General features: G+C 72.0%; 14 protein-coding genes. 6 read left to right on the top strand and 8 right to left on the bottom strand.

The features are described from left to right. Window positions 1-7: 7 nt before the first annotated feature. The 3 genes from HD596_RS09775 to HD596_RS09785 all read right to left on the bottom strand — a co-directional run bounded on the left by HD596_RS09775 (window position 8) and on the right by HD596_RS09785 (window position 3,267). On the bottom strand, window positions 8-1,231 hold the full coding sequence (locus tag HD596_RS09775) for an MFS transporter (RefSeq protein ID WP_185068953.1): 1,224 nt from the start codon (window positions 1,229-1,231) through the stop codon (window positions 8-10). Window positions 1,232-1,254: 23 nt separating this feature from the next. Further along, window positions 1,255-1,707 carry a MarR family winged helix-turn-helix transcriptional regulator gene (locus HD596_RS09780; protein WP_185068954.1) on the bottom strand — a complete coding sequence of 151 codons (453 nt, stop codon included), beginning with the start codon at window positions 1,705-1,707 and terminating at the stop codon, window positions 1,255-1,257. Between the two features lie 117 nt (window positions 1,708-1,824). After that, window positions 1,825-3,267 carry an NCS2 family permease gene (locus tag HD596_RS09785; protein ID WP_185068955.1) on the bottom strand — a complete coding sequence of 481 codons (1,443 nt, stop codon included), beginning with the start codon at window positions 3,265-3,267 and terminating at the stop codon, window positions 1,825-1,827. Window positions 3,268-3,350: 83 nt separating this feature from the next. Between HD596_RS09785 and HD596_RS63655 the strand changes: the two genes are divergently transcribed. Together HD596_RS63655 and HD596_RS09795 are read left to right on the top strand one after the other, a co-directional pair. Next, entirely contained in the window at window positions 3,351-3,560 is a 210-nt protein-coding gene (locus HD596_RS63655) for a DUF2530 domain-containing protein (RefSeq protein ID WP_313043432.1), read from the top strand. Window positions 3,561-3,653: 93 nt separating this feature from the next. Beyond that, window positions 3,654-5,132, top strand: coding sequence for an alpha/beta hydrolase (locus HD596_RS09795; protein ID WP_185068956.1), 1,479 nt, complete (start codon window positions 3,654-3,656; stop codon window positions 5,130-5,132). 42 nt (window positions 5,133-5,174) lie between these two features. Here HD596_RS09795 and HD596_RS09800 read toward each other — a convergent pair whose 3' ends face one another. Beyond that, window positions 5,175-8,207 carry a sacsin N-terminal ATP-binding-like domain-containing protein gene (locus HD596_RS09800; RefSeq protein ID WP_185068957.1) on the bottom strand — a complete coding sequence of 1,011 codons (3,033 nt, stop codon included), beginning with the start codon at window positions 8,205-8,207 and terminating at the stop codon, window positions 5,175-5,177. A gap of 56 nt (window positions 8,208-8,263) precedes the next feature. After that, window positions 8,264-9,064: a DUF3027 domain-containing protein gene (locus HD596_RS09805; protein ID WP_185068958.1), complete on the bottom strand. Its 801-nt coding sequence runs from the start codon at window positions 9,062-9,064 to the stop codon at window positions 8,264-8,266. A 125-nt stretch (window positions 9,065-9,189) separates the two neighbouring features. Between HD596_RS09805 and HD596_RS09810 the strand changes: the two genes are divergently transcribed. After that, window positions 9,190-10,704, top strand: a complete 1,515-nt coding sequence (locus HD596_RS09810) for an MFS transporter (RefSeq protein ID WP_185068959.1) — start codon at window positions 9,190-9,192, stop codon at window positions 10,702-10,704. Window positions 10,705-10,713: 9 nt separating this feature from the next. Here the strand turns inward: HD596_RS09810 and HD596_RS09815 are convergent, their stop codons facing one another. Together HD596_RS09815 and HD596_RS09820 are read right to left on the bottom strand one after the other, a co-directional pair. Next, a complete protein-coding gene (locus HD596_RS09815; RefSeq protein WP_185068960.1) occupies window positions 10,714-11,109 on the bottom strand; it encodes a cold-shock protein in 396 nt (131 codons plus the stop codon). 89 nt (window positions 11,110-11,198) lie between these two features. Further along, a complete protein-coding gene (locus HD596_RS09820; RefSeq protein ID WP_313043437.1) occupies window positions 11,199-11,819 on the bottom strand; it encodes an HAD family hydrolase in 621 nt (206 codons plus the stop codon). A gap of 101 nt (window positions 11,820-11,920) precedes the next feature. Here HD596_RS09820 and HD596_RS09825 point away from each other — a divergent pair, with 101 nt between their 5' ends. Together HD596_RS09825 and HD596_RS09830 are read left to right on the top strand one after the other, a co-directional pair. Next, on the top strand, window positions 11,921-12,316 hold the full coding sequence (locus HD596_RS09825; RefSeq protein ID WP_185068962.1) for a hypothetical protein: 396 nt from the start codon (window positions 11,921-11,923) through the stop codon (window positions 12,314-12,316). Window positions 12,317-12,372: 56 nt separating this feature from the next. Beyond that, window positions 12,373-12,990, top strand: a complete 618-nt coding sequence (locus HD596_RS09830; RefSeq protein ID WP_185068963.1) for a TetR/AcrR family transcriptional regulator — start codon at window positions 12,373-12,375, stop codon at window positions 12,988-12,990. On the opposite strand, the gene HD596_RS09835 is transcribed toward HD596_RS09830, so the two are convergent. Then, the gene (locus HD596_RS09835) at window positions 12,983-13,900 is read right to left on the bottom strand and encodes a hypothetical protein (RefSeq protein WP_185068964.1); all 918 of its coding nucleotides are present in this window, start codon (window positions 13,898-13,900) and stop codon (window positions 12,983-12,985) included. The two genes, HD596_RS09830 and HD596_RS09835, sit on opposite strands and share 8 nt — an antisense overlap. A gap of 45 nt (window positions 13,901-13,945) precedes the next feature. On the opposite strand from HD596_RS09835, the gene HD596_RS09840 reads away from it, so the two are divergent. Continuing rightward, window positions 13,946-16,381, top strand: coding sequence for a helicase-associated domain-containing protein (locus HD596_RS09840; RefSeq protein WP_185068965.1), 2,436 nt, complete (start codon window positions 13,946-13,948; stop codon window positions 16,379-16,381). The last annotated feature ends 42 nt before the right edge of the window (window positions 16,382-16,423 follow it).

Consider the following 16,423-nt stretch of genomic DNA (forward strand, 5'->3'; position numbering starts at 1 on the left):
TGGGCGCTCAGGCGGTCGCGAGCGCCGGCTTCGCGACGCGGGCGCTGATCAGGCGCGTCACCAGCACCGCCAGCCCGGTGCCGACCAGCACCAGCACGCCGGACAGGATCACGCCCGCCCGTGGCCCGCCCAGCTCCGACAGCCAGCCGATCAGCGGCGCGCCCACGGGAGCCCCGCCGGTGAACACCAGCATGTAGATCCCCATGACCCGGCCCCGCATGTCCGGGGACGTGGCGATCTGGACGCTGGCGTTGGCGGCCGTGTTGATGGTGATCAGCGCGATCCCGGTCGGGATCAGCAGCAGCAGGTAGACGGGGTAGAACGGGGCCAGCCCGGTGGCGATCTGGAACAGCCCGAACCCGAGCGCCCCGGCCATCAGCACCTTGCGTGACAGGCGCGCCCGTCGCGCCGCGAGCAGCGCGCCCCCGAGCGCTCCCACCGCGAACATGCTGGAGGCCAGGCCGAACGACGACGCCCCGGCCTTGAAGACCTCGCGGGCCATGAGCGCGATCGACATCGAGAACGACTGCGAGAACATCGACACGAACCCGATCAGCAGCACCGGCATGAGCAGTTCTTCGCGCTCGATCACGTACCGGAGCCCCTCGCGGAGCTGGCCCTTGGCCCTGGGCACGGGAGCGGCGGGGTTCAGCTCGGACTTGCGCATGAAGATCAGGCTGGAGATCACCGCGCCGAAGGTCGCCGCGTTGATCAGGAAGATGGGCCCCGTGCCGCCCAGCACGTAGATCAGCACACCGGCGAGCGCCGGGCCGACCACGCGGGCGAGGTTGAAGATGGAGCTGTTCAGCGCGATGGCGTTGGACAGGTCACGCCGGCCGACCATCTCGACCACGAACGCCTGCCGCGTGGGCACCTCGACGCAGGAGATCAGGCCGAGCAGGAACGCCATCACGTACACGTGCCAGACCTGGGCCGAGCCCGTCATGGTGAGCACGCCGATGGTCAGTGCCAGGGTGGCCATGAGCGACTGGGCGGCGATGAGGATGGGCCGCTTGGGGTAGCGGTCGGCGAGCACGCCGCCGAACATCCCGAAGATCAGCATCGGCAGGAACTGCAGCGCGGTCGCCGTTCCGAGCGCCGCCGCGCTGCCGTGGGTCAGGTCGAGCACCAGCCAGTCCTGGGCGGTGCGCTGCAGCCAGGTGCCGACGTTGGAGACGATGCCACCTGCCGCGAACATGCGGTAGTTAGGAATCCTGAGCGACCGGAACATCCCGGTCTTGGGTTCTTCAGGCTCTATATCCTGCTGAGCTTCTCCAGAATCGGCGCCGCCTGGCGGAGCACTGACCGCTCCTCCGGCGAGAGCTCCTTCAGCCGCTGGGTCAGCCACGCCTCCTTGCGGCGTCGCTCCTCCTTCAGCAGCTTCTCGGCGGCCTCGGTTACCGTCACGGTCACCTGGCGCCGGTCGGTCGGGTGCGGGCTGCGCGAGAGCAGGCCGCGCTCCTCGAGGGCGGCGATCACGCGTGTCATCGAGGGTGGCTGAACCTTCTCGAGCTCGGCCAATTCGCCGGGGGTTATCCCGGAATGCCGTTCCACTGCGGCGAGCGTCGCGAACTGCGTGGGAGTCAGCGAGTGAGCTGCCGCCTGTCGTCTTAGGCGCCTGGTCAGCCTTGCCAGTGAGACGCGCAGGGCTGAAGCCAGGCCTGCGTCGCTGCGCAGGTCCGTCTTGGGCTGGGTGTTGGTTAGCATGTGTCATTACCTTTGCTAACTATACGGCATGTCGAGAAATTTCCGAAAGCAAATATCTGGTACCTCCTTGGTACCTCGCAGCCGCCCCGCACGCGCGGGGCGGCCCCGAGGGCGTGCTCAGACGCCGAAGAGCACCCGGATCGGGCCGATCGCGAAGTACAGGACGAACAGCGCCGTGACCCCCCACAGCAGCGGGTGGATCTCGCGCGCCTTGCCCCGCACGACCTTGATCAGCACGTAGCTGATGAAGCCGGCGCCGATGCCGTTGGAGATCGAGTACGTGAACGGCATGATCACGACGGTGAGGAACGCCGGGATCGCGACCTCGAAGTCGTCCCAGTCGATGTCGCGGATCGAGGTCATCATCAGGAAGCCGACCACGACCAGCGCCGGCGCGGCGGCCTCGTACGGGACGACCGTGACGAGCGGCGCGAAGAAGATCGCCACGAGGAACAGCAACCCGGTGACCACGCTGGCCAGACCGGTGCGGGCGCCCTCGCCGACACCGGCGGCCGACTCGATGTAGGTGGTGTTGGAGGAGACGGACCCGGCGCCGCCGGCCGCCGCGCCGATCGAGTCGACGAGCAGGATCTCCCTCGTACGCGGCAGCGTCCCGTCCTCCTGCACCAGGCCCGCCTGGCGGCCGACGCCCACGATGGTGCCCATGGTGTCGAAGAAGTCGGTGATGAGCAGGGTGAAGACGAACAGCACGGCCAGGAGCACGGAGATCCTGCTGAACGCGCCGAACGGGTCGAACTCCGTGAACAGCGTGAGCGGGTTGTGGATGCCGAAGATCTGCTCGGGGACCTTCGGGACGTTCAGCTGCCAGCCTCCGGGGTTCTTGTCCGAAGCCTGACCGGACTTGGTGATCAGCTCCACGACGATCGCCAGCACGGTGGTGCCGACGATGCCGATCAGGATGGCGCCCTTGACCTTGCGCGCCACCATCACGGCGGTGACCAGCAGGCCGACCACGAACACGAAGATCGGCCACGAGGTCAGGTTGCCCCCGATGCCCATCTCCAGCGGCGGCCCGGCCGGCACGCGCCGCACGAAGCCGGCGTCCACGAAGCCGATCAACGCGATGAACAGGCCGATGCCCACGCTGATGGCGGTCTTGAGCTGGGCCGGGATGGCGTGGAAGACCGCCGTCCGGAGCCCGGTCAGCACCAGGACGGCGATGATGACGCCTTCGAGGAAGACCAGGCCCATGGCCTCTTCCCAGGTCATCACCTTGGCGATGTTGATGGTGACGAAGGCGTTCAGGCCCAGGCCCGCCGCCATCGCGAAGGGCACCCGGCCGACGACGCCCATGAGGATGGTCAGCAGGCCCGCCACGAAAGCCGTACCTGCGGCGACGAGCGCCACGTTGGGCTCCGTGCCGTCGCCGATGACCTGGTTCTGCACGTCCGTGCCGTTGGCAATGATGATGGGGTTCAGCACCACGATGTAGGCCATGGTGAAGAACGTGGCCAGGCCGCCCCGCACCTCACGGGAGACGGTCGAGCCTCGTTGGGAGATTTGGAAGAAACGGTCGATAGCGTTACGAGTGTCGCTCACGACGCGAAGAGTGACAGGCGCGATGAGCTGGGAAAAGAGTCGGTAATGAGATCGAGACCCTATTGGAAGCTAGGCTGGACAACGTGAAGCAGTGGCACCCCGATCCGGAGCCGATCAAGACCAACGACACGGCCGCCGTCGCCATCGGCACCGCCGTGTGGGCGGTCGCGCTGGTCGCCCTGTTGATCTTCCGTCCCGCCCCAGAGAACACCTGGTGGATCTGGACCTGCGTGACCGGGATCGGCTTCGGGCTCTTCGGCATGTGGTTCGTACGCCGCCGGTCCCGAAACTGACATTCGTCATCTCCAGCGCGTCGCCGAAGTCATCCGGATGTGGTGTTTCCCTCCACTACCTCGGCATATCCCCGCTTCAGCATGCTTGTCAGCATGAAGAAGGCCATAGGGACAATCCTCCTGAGCGCAGTGGTGCTCGCCGGATGCGGCACGGCCGACCGGCCCGCCCAGCAGTCCGGCACGGCCGACCGGCCTGCCCAGCAGTCCGGTACGGTCGCGTGGAGCACCTGCACCGACCTCATGGGCCCGGACGGCAAGCCGGCGCCCCCCGCCCCCGGCGTCGAGTGCGGCAAGCTCCAGGTCCCGCTCGACCACGGAAAACCGGACGGCGAGAAGATCGACCTCGCGCTCATCCGCGTCAAGGCCACCGGTGACCGCCTCGGCTCGCTGGTCTTCAACTTCGGCGGCCCGGGCGCGTCCGGCGTGGACACGATGGCGCAGGCCGCCAGGGCGTTCGGGAGCCTGGGCACCCGCTACGACCTGGTCAGCTTCGACCCGCGCGGCGTCGACCGCAGCTCCGGCGTCAAGTGCGGCGGCCAGATCGCCAAGCTGCTCGCGGTGACGACCGAGGACGACGGCGACCGGCTGGCCGCGGAGTTCGCGGCCGCGTGCCGGCAGGACTCGGGCAAGGTCCTGCCGTACGTCGGCACCGTGAACGCCGCCAAGGACCTCGACCTGCTCAGGACCGCGCTCGGCGACAAGAAGCTCAACTATTTCGGCCTCTCGTACGGCACCCACCTCGGGGCCGTGTACGCCACCCGGTTCCCGCAGAACGTCGGCCGCTTCGTCCTGGACAGCGCCTTCGACCCCACGGTCACGTGGGAGCAGCGGGCGGTGACGCAGGCGGAGGGCTTCGACCACGCGTTCCAGGCGTTCGCCGAGGACTGCGTGGCGCAGAGCTGCGAGCTGGGCGCCGACCCCGCCGCCGTCGAGAAGGCGGTCGTGGGCCTGCTCGACGGGCTCAAGGACAAGCCGCTCAAGGTGGGAGACCGGGAGCTCACGTACGGGCTGGCCCAGCTCGGCATCATCACCCCGCTCTACGCCAAGGCGAGCTGGCAGGTGCTGGAGCAGGCCGCCGCGGCGGCGATCAAGGGGAACGGCACGGCGCTGCTCATGCTGGCTGACGCGTACACGGGGCGCAAGCCGGACGGGACGTACACGACGATGATGACGAGCCTGCAGGCGATCAGCTGCGCCGACACCTCCGAGCGGCCCACCGCCGCCGACGTCGCCAAGATCAACAACCGGGTGGAGAAGATCTTCCCGATCCTGTCGGCCGAGGGCTCGAGCACCCCCTGCGCCCACTGGCCGGTGCCGGGCGACGACGCGGCCAAGCGCATCGACGCGACCGGCTCCGGGCCCATCGTGGTCATCGGCGGCAAGGGCGACCCGGCCACGCCCTACCAGTGGGCCACGCGGCTCACCGACCAGCTCAAGACGGGCGTCCTGGTCACGTACGAGGGCGAGGGCCACGGGGCTTACCTGACGGGCAACGCGTGCGTCATGCGGACGGTGGACGCGTACGTGCTGGAGGGCAAGGTGCCCGCCAAGTCCACCAACTGCGCGGCCTGACGCTCCGGGGGAGGCACCACGGGGGCGCCTCCCCACCGGCGGTCAGGACAGGTCGGACTCGGCGAGCAGGAGGGGCACCGACTCGGGGTCACGCAGCAGCGCGGCCACCGCCAGCCGGTCGTTCCACTGTCCGGTCGCCCAGGCCAGGCCGCGGGCGAGCCCGTCGAGGCCGGTGCAGTGGACCATGCCCTCGAAGAAGCGCCACGTGCACTCCACCCCGTCCACCAGCAGCTTCTCGTGCTCCACGTAGCTGGTGGGCGCGGTGGGCAGCAGCGCCTGCACCTGCGGGGGCACCGGGCGCACCTCGCCCTGCGAGGTGACCTCCCCGGAGGTCAGCTCCCCTGCCAGCGGCAGATCGAGCAGCTCGGACAGCGACTCCGCCAGGTCGTACGGCGCCAGTACCAGCGGCCGGTCCGCCACGAGCTGCAGCAGGTCGGGCGCCTCCACCACGACCGCGTCGTCCGCGGCGGCCACCACGATGGAGCCGGCCAGGACCGCGCGGACCCGGGACGGCGGGGCCACCCGGGACGGGTCCACGCCCGCCAGCGCGATCCACAGGGCGCGTAGCTGCGCCCGGTCCACCTCGATGGCCGGGTCGGCCATCAGGTCGAGAAGCTCCTCCGGACCGCCATGGGAGGCGAGCAGGTCGGGCAGCGTCGTGCGCACCCCGAGCATCGACAGCGCCGCCTCGTCGAGCCCCGCGGGCGCGTCGGCGTAGAGGCCCTGCAGCAGCGGGTCGGCCCCGGGCAGCCGCAGCTCCAGCGGCTTGCGCCCGTCGAGCACCGGGTGGTTGGCCAGCCACCACGCCGTGTAGGACGGCACCTCCACGCCGGCCACCCGCAGCGGGTGGAGGGCGGCCCGCAGCGGCGGGCGGCTCAGCAGCGCGAGGGCGGCCGGCCAGTCGGCCACCAGCTCCAGGTCGCGCACCGCCAGGAACTCCGGCACCATCGGCGGCACGCCCAGCTCGGGCAGCAGATCGAGGACGTGGTCGAGCCAGTCGTCCTCGCCGTCGAGGTCGTGGTCGCAGTCGTCCTGGTCGAGCAGCACGTCCGCCTCGTGGACCGTCGCGAACCCGTCGAGCACCCCGGCCGCGGCCAGCACCCGCGCGCCGTACTCCTCCTCCAGCTCGGAGGCGGCCACCCCGAGGTGCGTGTCCGGCTCCAGGAGGCCCGCCAGCGCCCCGTCGGCCAGCATGAGCTCACCGGCGGGGTAGAGCTCGCCGTCGGTGCCGCGCAGGGCCAGCTCGGCCAGCCACGGCGCCTCGCCGGGCGCCAGCGCCGAGGCCTCCACCAGCGACAGCACGGCCCGCGCCACCGGCTCCGGGTCGGGGCTGTCGAGCGACTGCGCGACGGCGGCCTTGGTCAGCGGGTCTTCGAGGATCGTGCGCGGCGTGGCCTCGGCCGCGCCCAGCCTGAGCAGCGCGGGGTGGGCCGCCTCGGGGTGCACGATGCGCAGCCCCAGCGGGCTGAGGTCCAGCTCGGCCCCGCCGTCGGTGAGGATCAGCGTGCCGCGCGGCCCGCGCACCAGCCGGCCGTCGGTCAGCGGCACCGGCAGGGCGCCCAGCGACTCGGGATCGTCGGCGGGCAGCACCTCGTAGAGCGAGCGCCACCACGACGGCTCGCGCGCCTCCACGGCCTCGCCCGACAGCAGATCGATCACGTCGGCCAGCTCGACCCGGCGCACGCACAGCGCGGCCATGGCCGGATGCCTGGCGGGCCACCCGGCGGGCAGCAGCCCCGGCACGAAGTCGGCGACCGCCGCGAGCAGCTCGGCGGAGCCGGCGGCCACCACGGCCGCCTCCTGGCCCGCGACCACCCACCCGTCGCCCTCGGGCTCGCGGGCGGGGTGCTCGACCTGCCACTGGGCGTCGGGCTCGTAGACCTCCGCGTCGGCGAAGGACGGGGTCTGCACGGCGGGCGCGGGCGCCGACAGCGCCGGCAGCAGCGGCGTCGAGGGCAGCCTGGCCAGCACGGCCCGGCGGATCCTGGCGTCCAGCTCGCCCTTGCCCATCAGCGACGGCACCAGGTCGAGCAGCTTGGGCGTGCGCGGCAGCTCCTGGAGCAGGCGCACGTAGGCGTCGGCCACCCGTTCGACCAGGAAGTCGGCCAGCGGCCCCTTGGCGAAGTGGCGCCGGTCGGTGGCCATCGGGAACGAGGCGATCAGCAGCGCGGGCAGGTCGAGCGGCTCGTCGCTGGGCGTCGGCGCGTGCACCACCGCCGGCACCGCGGCGGGCAGCGGCCCGGGCTCGCCGGTGCCGGTGAGCGGCACCGCCCAGCGCAGCGACCAGTAGGGACGCGCGCGCTCCTCGGTGGGCCGGTCGGCGAAGAGCCGGCTCACCTCCTCGGCCGTGAACTCCCCCGACTCCGAGACCACGTGCCAGCCGTCGGCGGCCACGGTGCGGACCGACCCGTCGAGGTCGATCTCGATGGCCTCCAGCGCCGGCATGCCGAGCAGCAGCGCGGGGCTGGTCTCGGCGAGCATGACCCGGACCGCGTCGACGCAGACCGGGTCGCGCAGCGGCAGGCGTACGACGGTGTCGAAACCCTCGGGCACGTCGAGCGGCGGCGCGTCGAACGGCAGCCGCAGCAGCGGCACGTGCCCCGAACGGTCGGCCAGCTCGCCCGCCAGCGCGGGGATCTCCGCCACCGCGGCCGCGGTCTGCGAACGCGACCAGCGGACCGCGCCGCTGCCGCGCGAGCAGATGGCGGGCTCGTCGCAGACCGAGACCACCGCGGCGAACCCGACGCCGAACCGCCCCGCCGCGCCGATCTCGTCGCGTTTGCCGGAGACGCGCAGCGTCGACAGGCCCTCCACGCCGGTCGCGTCGAGCGGGGCGCCGGTGTTGGCGGCCGTCAGCACGTCGCCCCTGAGCGTCAGCCGCAGCACCCCCGGCACACCCGCGCGCAAGGCCGCGTCGGCGGCGTTCTGGGCGAGCTCGACGATCAGCCGGTCCCGGTAGCCGCCGAGCGCGAAGTCCTCTTCGGCGTTGGCGTCTTCGCGGAACCTCGCGGGCGAGGCCGTCCACGCGGAGAGGACGGCGGCTCGCATCCGGTCAGTGCCATAGGTGTCGGTCATCGATCACGATCCTGGTAGAGGGGTAACGGCCACGCGTAGGTTAGCGGCCTGCTCTGTCAGGAATGGCCGAGTTCTTCGGAGGCTGACTCGTCGACCGAGCCCGCCTCCTCCTCCATCAGGTCATACCCCAGGTCGTCGAGGATCGGCGTGGCCTGCTCGACGGACGGCGGCAGGACGGCGGCCTCGGAGTGGGCTCCGCAGCCGTGGTCGGCGGCGACGACCTTGCCGTCGTCGGGGGCGTACTCATTGGCGCAGACCCCGAACGTCAGCCGCAAGCCACCCGCGAGCGGCCAGTAGAAGCCGCAGGTGGAACACTGCGCGGGAGCGGCGTGTGCGATCGGCGTGTGCGGCCCGTGCTCGCCCGAGTGCCAGCGCCTGGCCGCCCGGTCCTTGCCGATGGCCGAGAGCACACGGGCCCGGCCCAGGCCGTACTCGAAAACCGCCTGATGGTCGCTGTCGTCGTCGATCTCGGTGAAGCCCGGCACGAGCCTGTCGTCGTCTTCCGGTGTCGGCAGCAGGTCGCCCACGCCGAGGTCGCCGGGGCGCAGTCGCTCGCTCCACGGCAGCCACTCGGGCGCCAGCAGCGCCCCCGCGCCGGGCAGCAGGACGGCCTCGCTGACCGTGACCTTCTTGGCGCGCGAGGCGCGCGTGACGGTGACGGCCCAGCGCCAGCCGCGGTAAGCCCGGTCGAGGCAGGCGAAGTAGTGGGTGACGATCCGGTCGCCCTCGCCCTCGAACCCGAGGTGCTCGCCGGGCTCGCCCGGTCGCGCGAGCTCCTCGGCCGCGCTGCGCGCCAGATCGACCGCGGCGACACAGGCCTGGTCGGGGGCGGAGACGCGGGCCCTGGTGCGGCTCATCGGGCGCCCTCCGCCGAAAGGTGCTGTTCGCTCACACTTCATTCTCACCCATGGGCGGACCTGAGCGTCCCACAACGGGGGATCCCGAACCGAGATCGCGGATGAATCAGGTAAGACTGGTATGCGTGGAGGGAGGCTGGGGCCGGGCACGCGACATCTCGCGGCGGGTGGCACGCGGGGCCGCCGACGCGGGACGCGCTACCGTGCGCGCGGGCAGGGCCACGGCCGGCGGCACGGCCAGGGCGAGCAAGGCCACGGCAAAAGGTGCGCGAAAAGTCGGTCAAGCCACCCGCCGCCTCACCTACGCCAACGGCGCCGGCCGCACCGGCCTCGGCCGCCTGATCGAGCTGTCGGCGGGCAACAGCGCGAGCGACGCGCTGGTCACGGTGGCGCTGGCGAGCACGGTGTTCTTCGGCGTGCCCGTGGGCGAGGCCCGCGGCTCGGTGGCTCTCTACCTGGTCATCACGATGCTGCCGTTCGGGCTGCTGGCGCCGTTCGTGGGGCCGATCCTCGACCGGTTCAGGTCGGGGCGGCGCTACGTGATGGCGGGCACGCTGTTCGGGCGGGGGCTGCTCTGCTTCGCGATGGCGGCCGCGGTGGGCCCCGGCGACCTGCCCACGCTGTTCATCGGGGCGCTGGGCGTGCTGGTGCTGTCGAAGGCGTACAACGTGTCGCGGGCCGCGATCATGCCGAGCGTGCTGCCCGCGGACATCACGCTGGTGTCGGCGAACGCGCGGGTGGCGCTGTTCACGTTAGTGGCCGCGGGGGTCGCGGTGCCGGTCGGCGCCGGGCTGACCGCCTGGCTGGGCAGCGCCCTGGTGCTGCGCGTCGCGATGGTGGCCTTCCTGCTGCTGGGAGTCGTCGCCGTACGGCTGCCGCGCCACGTCGACTCGCCCGACCTGGAGGAGGAGGGAGCCCCGCCCCGCTGGCGCACCCTGCTCAAGGTGGGCCCCGCGGTGGCCGAGGCCGTCTGGGCCAACGTGGCGCTGCGCGTCTTCTCCGGGTTCCTGCTGTTCTTCCTGCTTTTCCTGGTGCAGGACAAGGCGGTGCCCTGGCTCGCGGCCGGGCAGCCGCAGGATCCGTTCTTCGACATTCCCAAGACGATCGCGCTGCTGGCGGCCGGGGCCGGGCTGGGCGGCCTGGTCGGCGCCGCCGTGGCCAACTGGACGCGCAATCACTCGCCCCAGCTGATCGTGCTGGTCACGCTGGCCGTGACCGTCGTGACCAGCATCGCGACCGCGATCTTCTTCGGCCTGTGGACCGCGCTGGCCATCTCGCTGGTCACGGCCTTCGCGCAGGAGCTGGGCAAGCTCGCGCTCGACGCGATCGTGCAGCGGGAGATCGGCGAGGAGGTGCGCTCGTCCACGTTCGGCGTGGTCGAGGCCATGCTCCAGCTCGCCTGGGTGTTCGGCGGCCTGGTCGGGCTGGTGCTGTCGCTGTCGGAGAGCAGCGTGGCCGGGCTGGTCACGCTGGCCGTCGCGCTGACGGCCACGCTCGGCCGGCTGCTGATCGCCAGGCGGCGGCGCGTACGCGCGACCGACGACAAGCTGCGCAGGCAGCGGGCCGAGGCGGGCGGTCAGGACCTCCAGCTGACCGACACCCTCGACCCGACCAAGCCGCTCACCAACCCCAACAGCTGACGCGGGGTCTCAGGCGTCGAGGTCGTCGGCGACGGCCCTGAGCACCTGCGCGATCTTCTTGGCGTGGGCCGCCTCGGGGTGCTTGCCCCGCTGGTAGGAGGTCGAGACGTCGTCGAGCAGCTTGATCAGGTCCTCGACGATGACGACCATCTCGTCCGGCTTCTTCCGCTTCGCCTTGGGCTTGGGCTTGGCCAGCGTCGGCGGCTGCTCGAGGATCCGCACCGAGAGCGCCTGCTGGCCGCGGCGCCCCTCGGCCACGCCGAACTCGACCTTCTGGCCGGGCTTGAGCGGGGCCGCACCTGTGGGCAGCGCGGAGGAATGCACGAAGACCTCACCGCCGTCGTCGCGGGTGAGGAAGCCGAACCCCTTGTCGGCGTCGTACCACTTGACCTTGCCACTCGGCACAGGAGGACCTCGTTCAAACAGTCGAAAAGATGGATGGAAGTAGGTTATGCCCCGGAGCGCGCCAGGGCGACCGGGTAAATCCCGGGCAATTACCGGAGTTCATCATGCTTGCGCCAACCTGCGAACCAGGTGGCGAATTCGGTCAGGTTGGCCAGCGCCACATCCGCTCCGTGTTCACGCAGCTCTCCTGCCGTGTAAGGGCCGGTCGCGACCGCCACGCTCACGGCGCCGCCCGCGCGCGCCGCCTCGATGTCCGCGACATGGTCACCAACATAAGCCGCCGCGCCGAACCGCGCGAGTGCCGATCCCTTCGCTGCCCCGAAAACGGAACCGACCACTTCGTCCACCGCGAGGCCGAGCACCTTGACCGTGCCGATGGCGTCACGCAGGTTCTTGCCGGTCACCACGATCACCCGGCCGCCGCCTGCGCGTACGGCCTCGATGGCGTCGTGCGCGCCCGCCATGGCCCTGTGCACCGGCACCCCTATTCGCGGATATATCTCCCTATAAAGGTCGGCGGCCGCGGCGACCTCCTCGGCGGGCAGCCAGTTGGCCAGCTCCACCTCCAGTGGCGGCCCCAGCCGGGTCACCACCACCGCCGAGTCAATGGGCACGCCCAAACGCACGGACAGCTCGTCGTAAACGGCCGCGATGCCCTCTCGCGTGTCTGCCAATGTCATGTCAAGGTCGAATCCCACGGAAGTCGTCACATGTGCAGGATGCCAAACGCCGACCTACGCCACGTAACGGCCTCTTGTTGTGGGACCGTGGGAATGGGAAGAAAGGAATTACTTATCGGAGAGGAGCGGCCGTGACCAACGCCCCCCAACCGCCGCACGCGGGCGACCGGCTCGTCGCCTCCTCCGCCCCGCCGCGCCCGCACCGGCCCGCCCGGCCCGGCGGCCCGCCCGTGACGGTCTGGAGCCGGACCGTGTCGGCCCTGGCCTACCTGGTCAGGGTCGCCTCGCGGATGGCGGCGCTGGTGGTGATCCTGTACGCGGTCTTCACGGTGTTCAAGGCCAACCCCGCCAACGTCTGGTACCAGTTCGTCGAGTCGCTCGCCGCCTGGCTGTCGCTGGGCCTGGCCAACCTCTTCCAGCTCGCCGACCCGCGCTGGACCGCCCTGGTCAACTACGGCCTGGCCGCGATCGTCTGGCTGATCATCGGCTCGGCGCTGGCGGGCCTGGTCCGGCGTGCCGCTCCGTAGGTGCTGTCCCCGTTACATACTGCTACTACTCTCAAGGCGGAGGTAACAGGATAGATATGACCAGATCGACCCGTGCGCGGATCATCGATGAGGCCCTGCGGCTGTTCGCGGAGCGGGGCTACTCCGCCACCTCCGTGGCGGAGATCGAGGCCGCCTCAGGGCTCTCGCCCGGCGCCGGCGGGCTCTACCGGCACTTCAAGTCCAAGTACGAGGTGCTCGCCGCGGCGATCAACGAGCACGCCGCCCGCACCAGGAGCCAGGTGGCGGAGAGCCTGGCCGAGCTGGGCAGCATGGAGGCGTCGGCGGCGCTGGACGATCGCCTGTCCCACCTGTGCCGCGCCGGGCTGGCCAAGGTCCGCGAGGAGTCCGAGCTGACGCGGGTGTTCTTCCGCGACCTGAGCCAGTTCCCCGAGCTGGTCGCCGTGGTCAGGGAAGGGCTGCTGCAGCCCATGTTCGACGCGATCGTCACCTGGTTCAGGGCTCAGCCCGAGTACAAGGACGTCGAGGTCGACTGGGCCGGCATCTCCGTGGTGCTGGGCGGCTCCGTGGTGCACTACCGGTTGTTCCAGGAGACGGTGGGCGAGCTGCCGGGCTACGCGGACAAGGACCAGTTCGTCGCCGCGTGGGTGCGCCTGGCGGTCGGCCTGCTGCCCAGCCCCGCGCCGGTCAGCTGACGTCGAGCAGCCGGTAGGCCAGCCACACCACGCCCAGCCCCGTCCCGATCATGAACATGGTGCCGCTGACGCTGTAGAACTGCGCGAAAAACGCCTGTAATCCCGGCTGGCTCCCCACCCGCAGGCCACCGACCAGCACGCCGCCCACCGAGTAGCCGAGCAGCGGCGCCCCGATCCCGAGCAGCTTGTCGCGCAGGCTCCAGCTCTCGCTGAGCAGCACGAGCACCGCCCCGGCCGCCCACACCAGCACGGGGATCTCGAAGATCGCCAGCGGCGGCAGGTCGAACGGGAGCAGCAGCGCGGCCACCACGAGCACGACCATCGCGGCGGCGTCGCGCGGATGCTCCTTGACCAGGGTCCGGGCGTCCCTGCCGCCGGTCGCCATGGGGTTCGCGCTGGACATGGCCACCCTGCGCAGCCCGGCGAACGGAAGGCCCCGGCCCGCGCCGAGGCTCTCCCTGGCGATCCTCCGGTACGTCCGGACTCCGGGAGGCGTGTCGGCGTCGTCCACGATCGTGGGGAAGCGCCGCGTGTTGGCCTGATCCTGGGACGGCCGCGCCACGCTCTGGGCCCCGAACGGCCGCGTCGCGCTTCGATCCCCGAGCGGCTGCGTCGTGCCTTGGGTCCCGGACGGCTGTGCCGGCGGGCCCTCAGCGGGGGCGCGCATGGTGGGGACGCCCGCCTCGGCGAGCCGGCGCGCCTCGCGCTCCACCAGCGCCACCGGGTCGCCGAACCTGGCCAGCACCTTCGACACCTCGCGCGCGTTCTGGCTGCCGCGCCGCTCCACCTCGATCCTGTCGCGCAGCCGCTTGGCGAAGTCGAGCCGCTGGTCGGTCCTGAGCACGCCGTGGGCGGCATCGGCCGCCTTGGAGACGTAGTTCAGGACGAGCTGGTCCGCGCGCTCTATCACGTCAAGCAATGCTGCCCCAATCAGGTGGGACATACCATGGCAACGATGGAGTTCACGGAGTGGATCAGGGGGCGCACCGACGAACAGCTGCGGGCGCTCGTCTCTGCGCGGCCCGAGCTGATCACTCCGGTGCCCGCGCATCTGGAAGGTCTGGCCTCGCGGGCGGGCAGCCCGTCGGCGATCGCCAGGGTGCTCGACCGGCTCGACCGTTTCACGCTGGCCGTCGTCGAGACGCTGGCCGTACAGGACGGGCCGATGCCCAGGCAGCGGCTGCGCGAGCTCGTGGCCGCGGCCCTGGCGGGCGACGAGGCGGACAGCGGGGCGCGCGACGCCGAGAGCGGGGCGCGCGGCGCGGACAGCGGGGCGCGCGACGCCGAGAGCGGGGCGCGCGGCGCGGACAGCGGGGCGCGCGACGCCGAGCCCGCGCTGTCGGCCGCGCTGGACCGGCTGTTCGAGCTGGCGCTGGTCTACGGGCCGGACGACGCGCTCGATCTGGGGCCCGGCGTGCGCAAGGTGCTCGAGGACCCGGCGGGGCTCGGGCCGAGGGCGGTCGACGCGTTCCGGCATCACGCGCCCGAGCAGCTCGACGAGATGGCCGACGAGGTCGCGCCGGGCACCGAGGGCTCGGGCAAGGAACGGCTGGCGGCCGTGCTGGCGGAGCCCGCCGCCCTGATCGGGTCCGTCTCGCCCGAGGCCAGAGGCGCGCTCGACCAGCTCGCCTGGGGGCCGCCGACCGGGCGCGTGCCCAACGCCAGGCGTGAGGTGAGCGTGGCCTCCGCCCGCTCGCCCATCGAGGAGCTGCTGGCCAGAGGGCTGCTGGCGGCCACCGGCGAGGAGAGCGTGACCCTGCCCCGCGAGGTCGGCCTCTACCTGCGTGGCGGCCGGGTGCACCGCGGCCTGCTGGCCCTCCCGCCGCCGCTCGAAGGGACGGCGCGCGACCGCAAGCTGGCCGATCGTACGGCGGCCGGGCAGGCGTTCGCGTTCGTCCGGTCGGTCGAGGAGCTGTGCGAGCGGTGGAGCGTCGAGCCGCCCGGCGTGCTGCGTACCGGCGGCTTGGGCGTGCGCGACCTGAAACGCACGACGAGCGAGCTGGACCTGCCCGAGTGGGCGGCGGCGCTGGTCATCGAGGTGGCGCACGCGGCCGGGCTGATCGCGGCGGGCGGCGGCGTGGACGGCGAGTGGCTGCCGACCTCCGGCTACGACCTCTGGCGGGTCAGGGCGACCGCCGACCGGTGGGTCACCCTCGCGCTCACCTGGCTGCAGATGGACCGCGTGCCCGGCCTGGTCGGTGACCGGGACGAGCGCGACAGGCCGCTCAACGCCCTGCACACCGACCTGCGCCGCTCCTCCGCGCCCGGGGTCAGGGCGGCCACGCTGGGCGTGCTGGCCGCCGCGCCCGGCCTCGCGCCGACGCGCGACTCGGTGCTCGAACGGCTGGCGTGGGAGCAGCCGCGCCGCCGGGGGCCGCTGCGCGAGCAGCTCACCGAGTTCGCGCTGCGGGAGGCCGAGCAGGTCGGCGTCACGGGGCTGGGCGCGCTGTCGGGACACGGGCGGGCGCTGCTCGAAGGCGGCGAGCCCGCCGAGGTGCTCGCTCCGCTGCTGCCGGAGCCCGTCGACCACGTGCTGCTCCAGGCCGACCTCACCGCCGTCGCGCCGGGGCCGCTGACGAGCGAGCTCAACCGCTGGATGACGCTCACCGCCGACGTGGAGTCGAAAGGCGGGGCCACGGTCTACCGGTTCAGCGAGAGCTCGATCCGGCGGGCGCTCGACGCGGGGCACGGGGGCGAGGAGCTGGTGGCGATGTTGTCCCGCCACTCGGCCACGCCGGTGCCGCAGGCGCTGTCGTACCTGGTGACCGACGTGGCCAGGCGCCACGGGCGCATCCGGGTGGGCACCGCCAGCGCGTACATCCGGTGCGACGACCCGGCGCTGCTCGACCAGATCACCGCCGACCGGCGCTCCGCCGCGCTGCGGCTGCGCAGGCTGGCCCCCACCGTGATCGCCTCCCGCTCGTCCAGGGCGGCGCTGGTCGACTCGCTGCGTGCCATGGGGTACGCGCCCGTCGCCGAGTCGCTCGACGGCGACGTGATCATCTCGCAGCTCGACAGCCGCCGTACCGAGGGATTGGCCCCGGCCCGCGCCGTGGCGTCGCCCAACGGGCTGGACCCGGAGGTGGCGACGGCGGCCGTACGCGCGCTGCGGGCCGGTGACGCGGCGCACCTGGCGCGGCGCGAGCCCGTCGACGCCCCGGGCGGGCAGGTGCCCCGCGGGCCCGCCACGGCCACGATCTCGGCCCTGCAGGAGGCGATCAAGCAGGGGGTACGCGTGTGGATCGGGTACCTCGACTCCCAGGGGAACGCGACCTCGCGCATCCTGGAGCCGGCTCGGATGGAGGGCGGCTACCTGACCGCCTACGACGAGACCCGGGCCGCCGTCCACCGCTTCGCCCTCCACCGCATCACCGGCGTCGCCGGCCTCTGACCCCGGCCCCCGCCCCGAGGTGGCGATGCGGGGTCCTGGTGT

It is taken from the genome of Nonomuraea jabiensis, assembly GCF_014204795.1.
GTDB lineage: Bacteria > Actinomycetota > Actinomycetes > Streptosporangiales > Streptosporangiaceae > Nonomuraea > Nonomuraea jabiensis.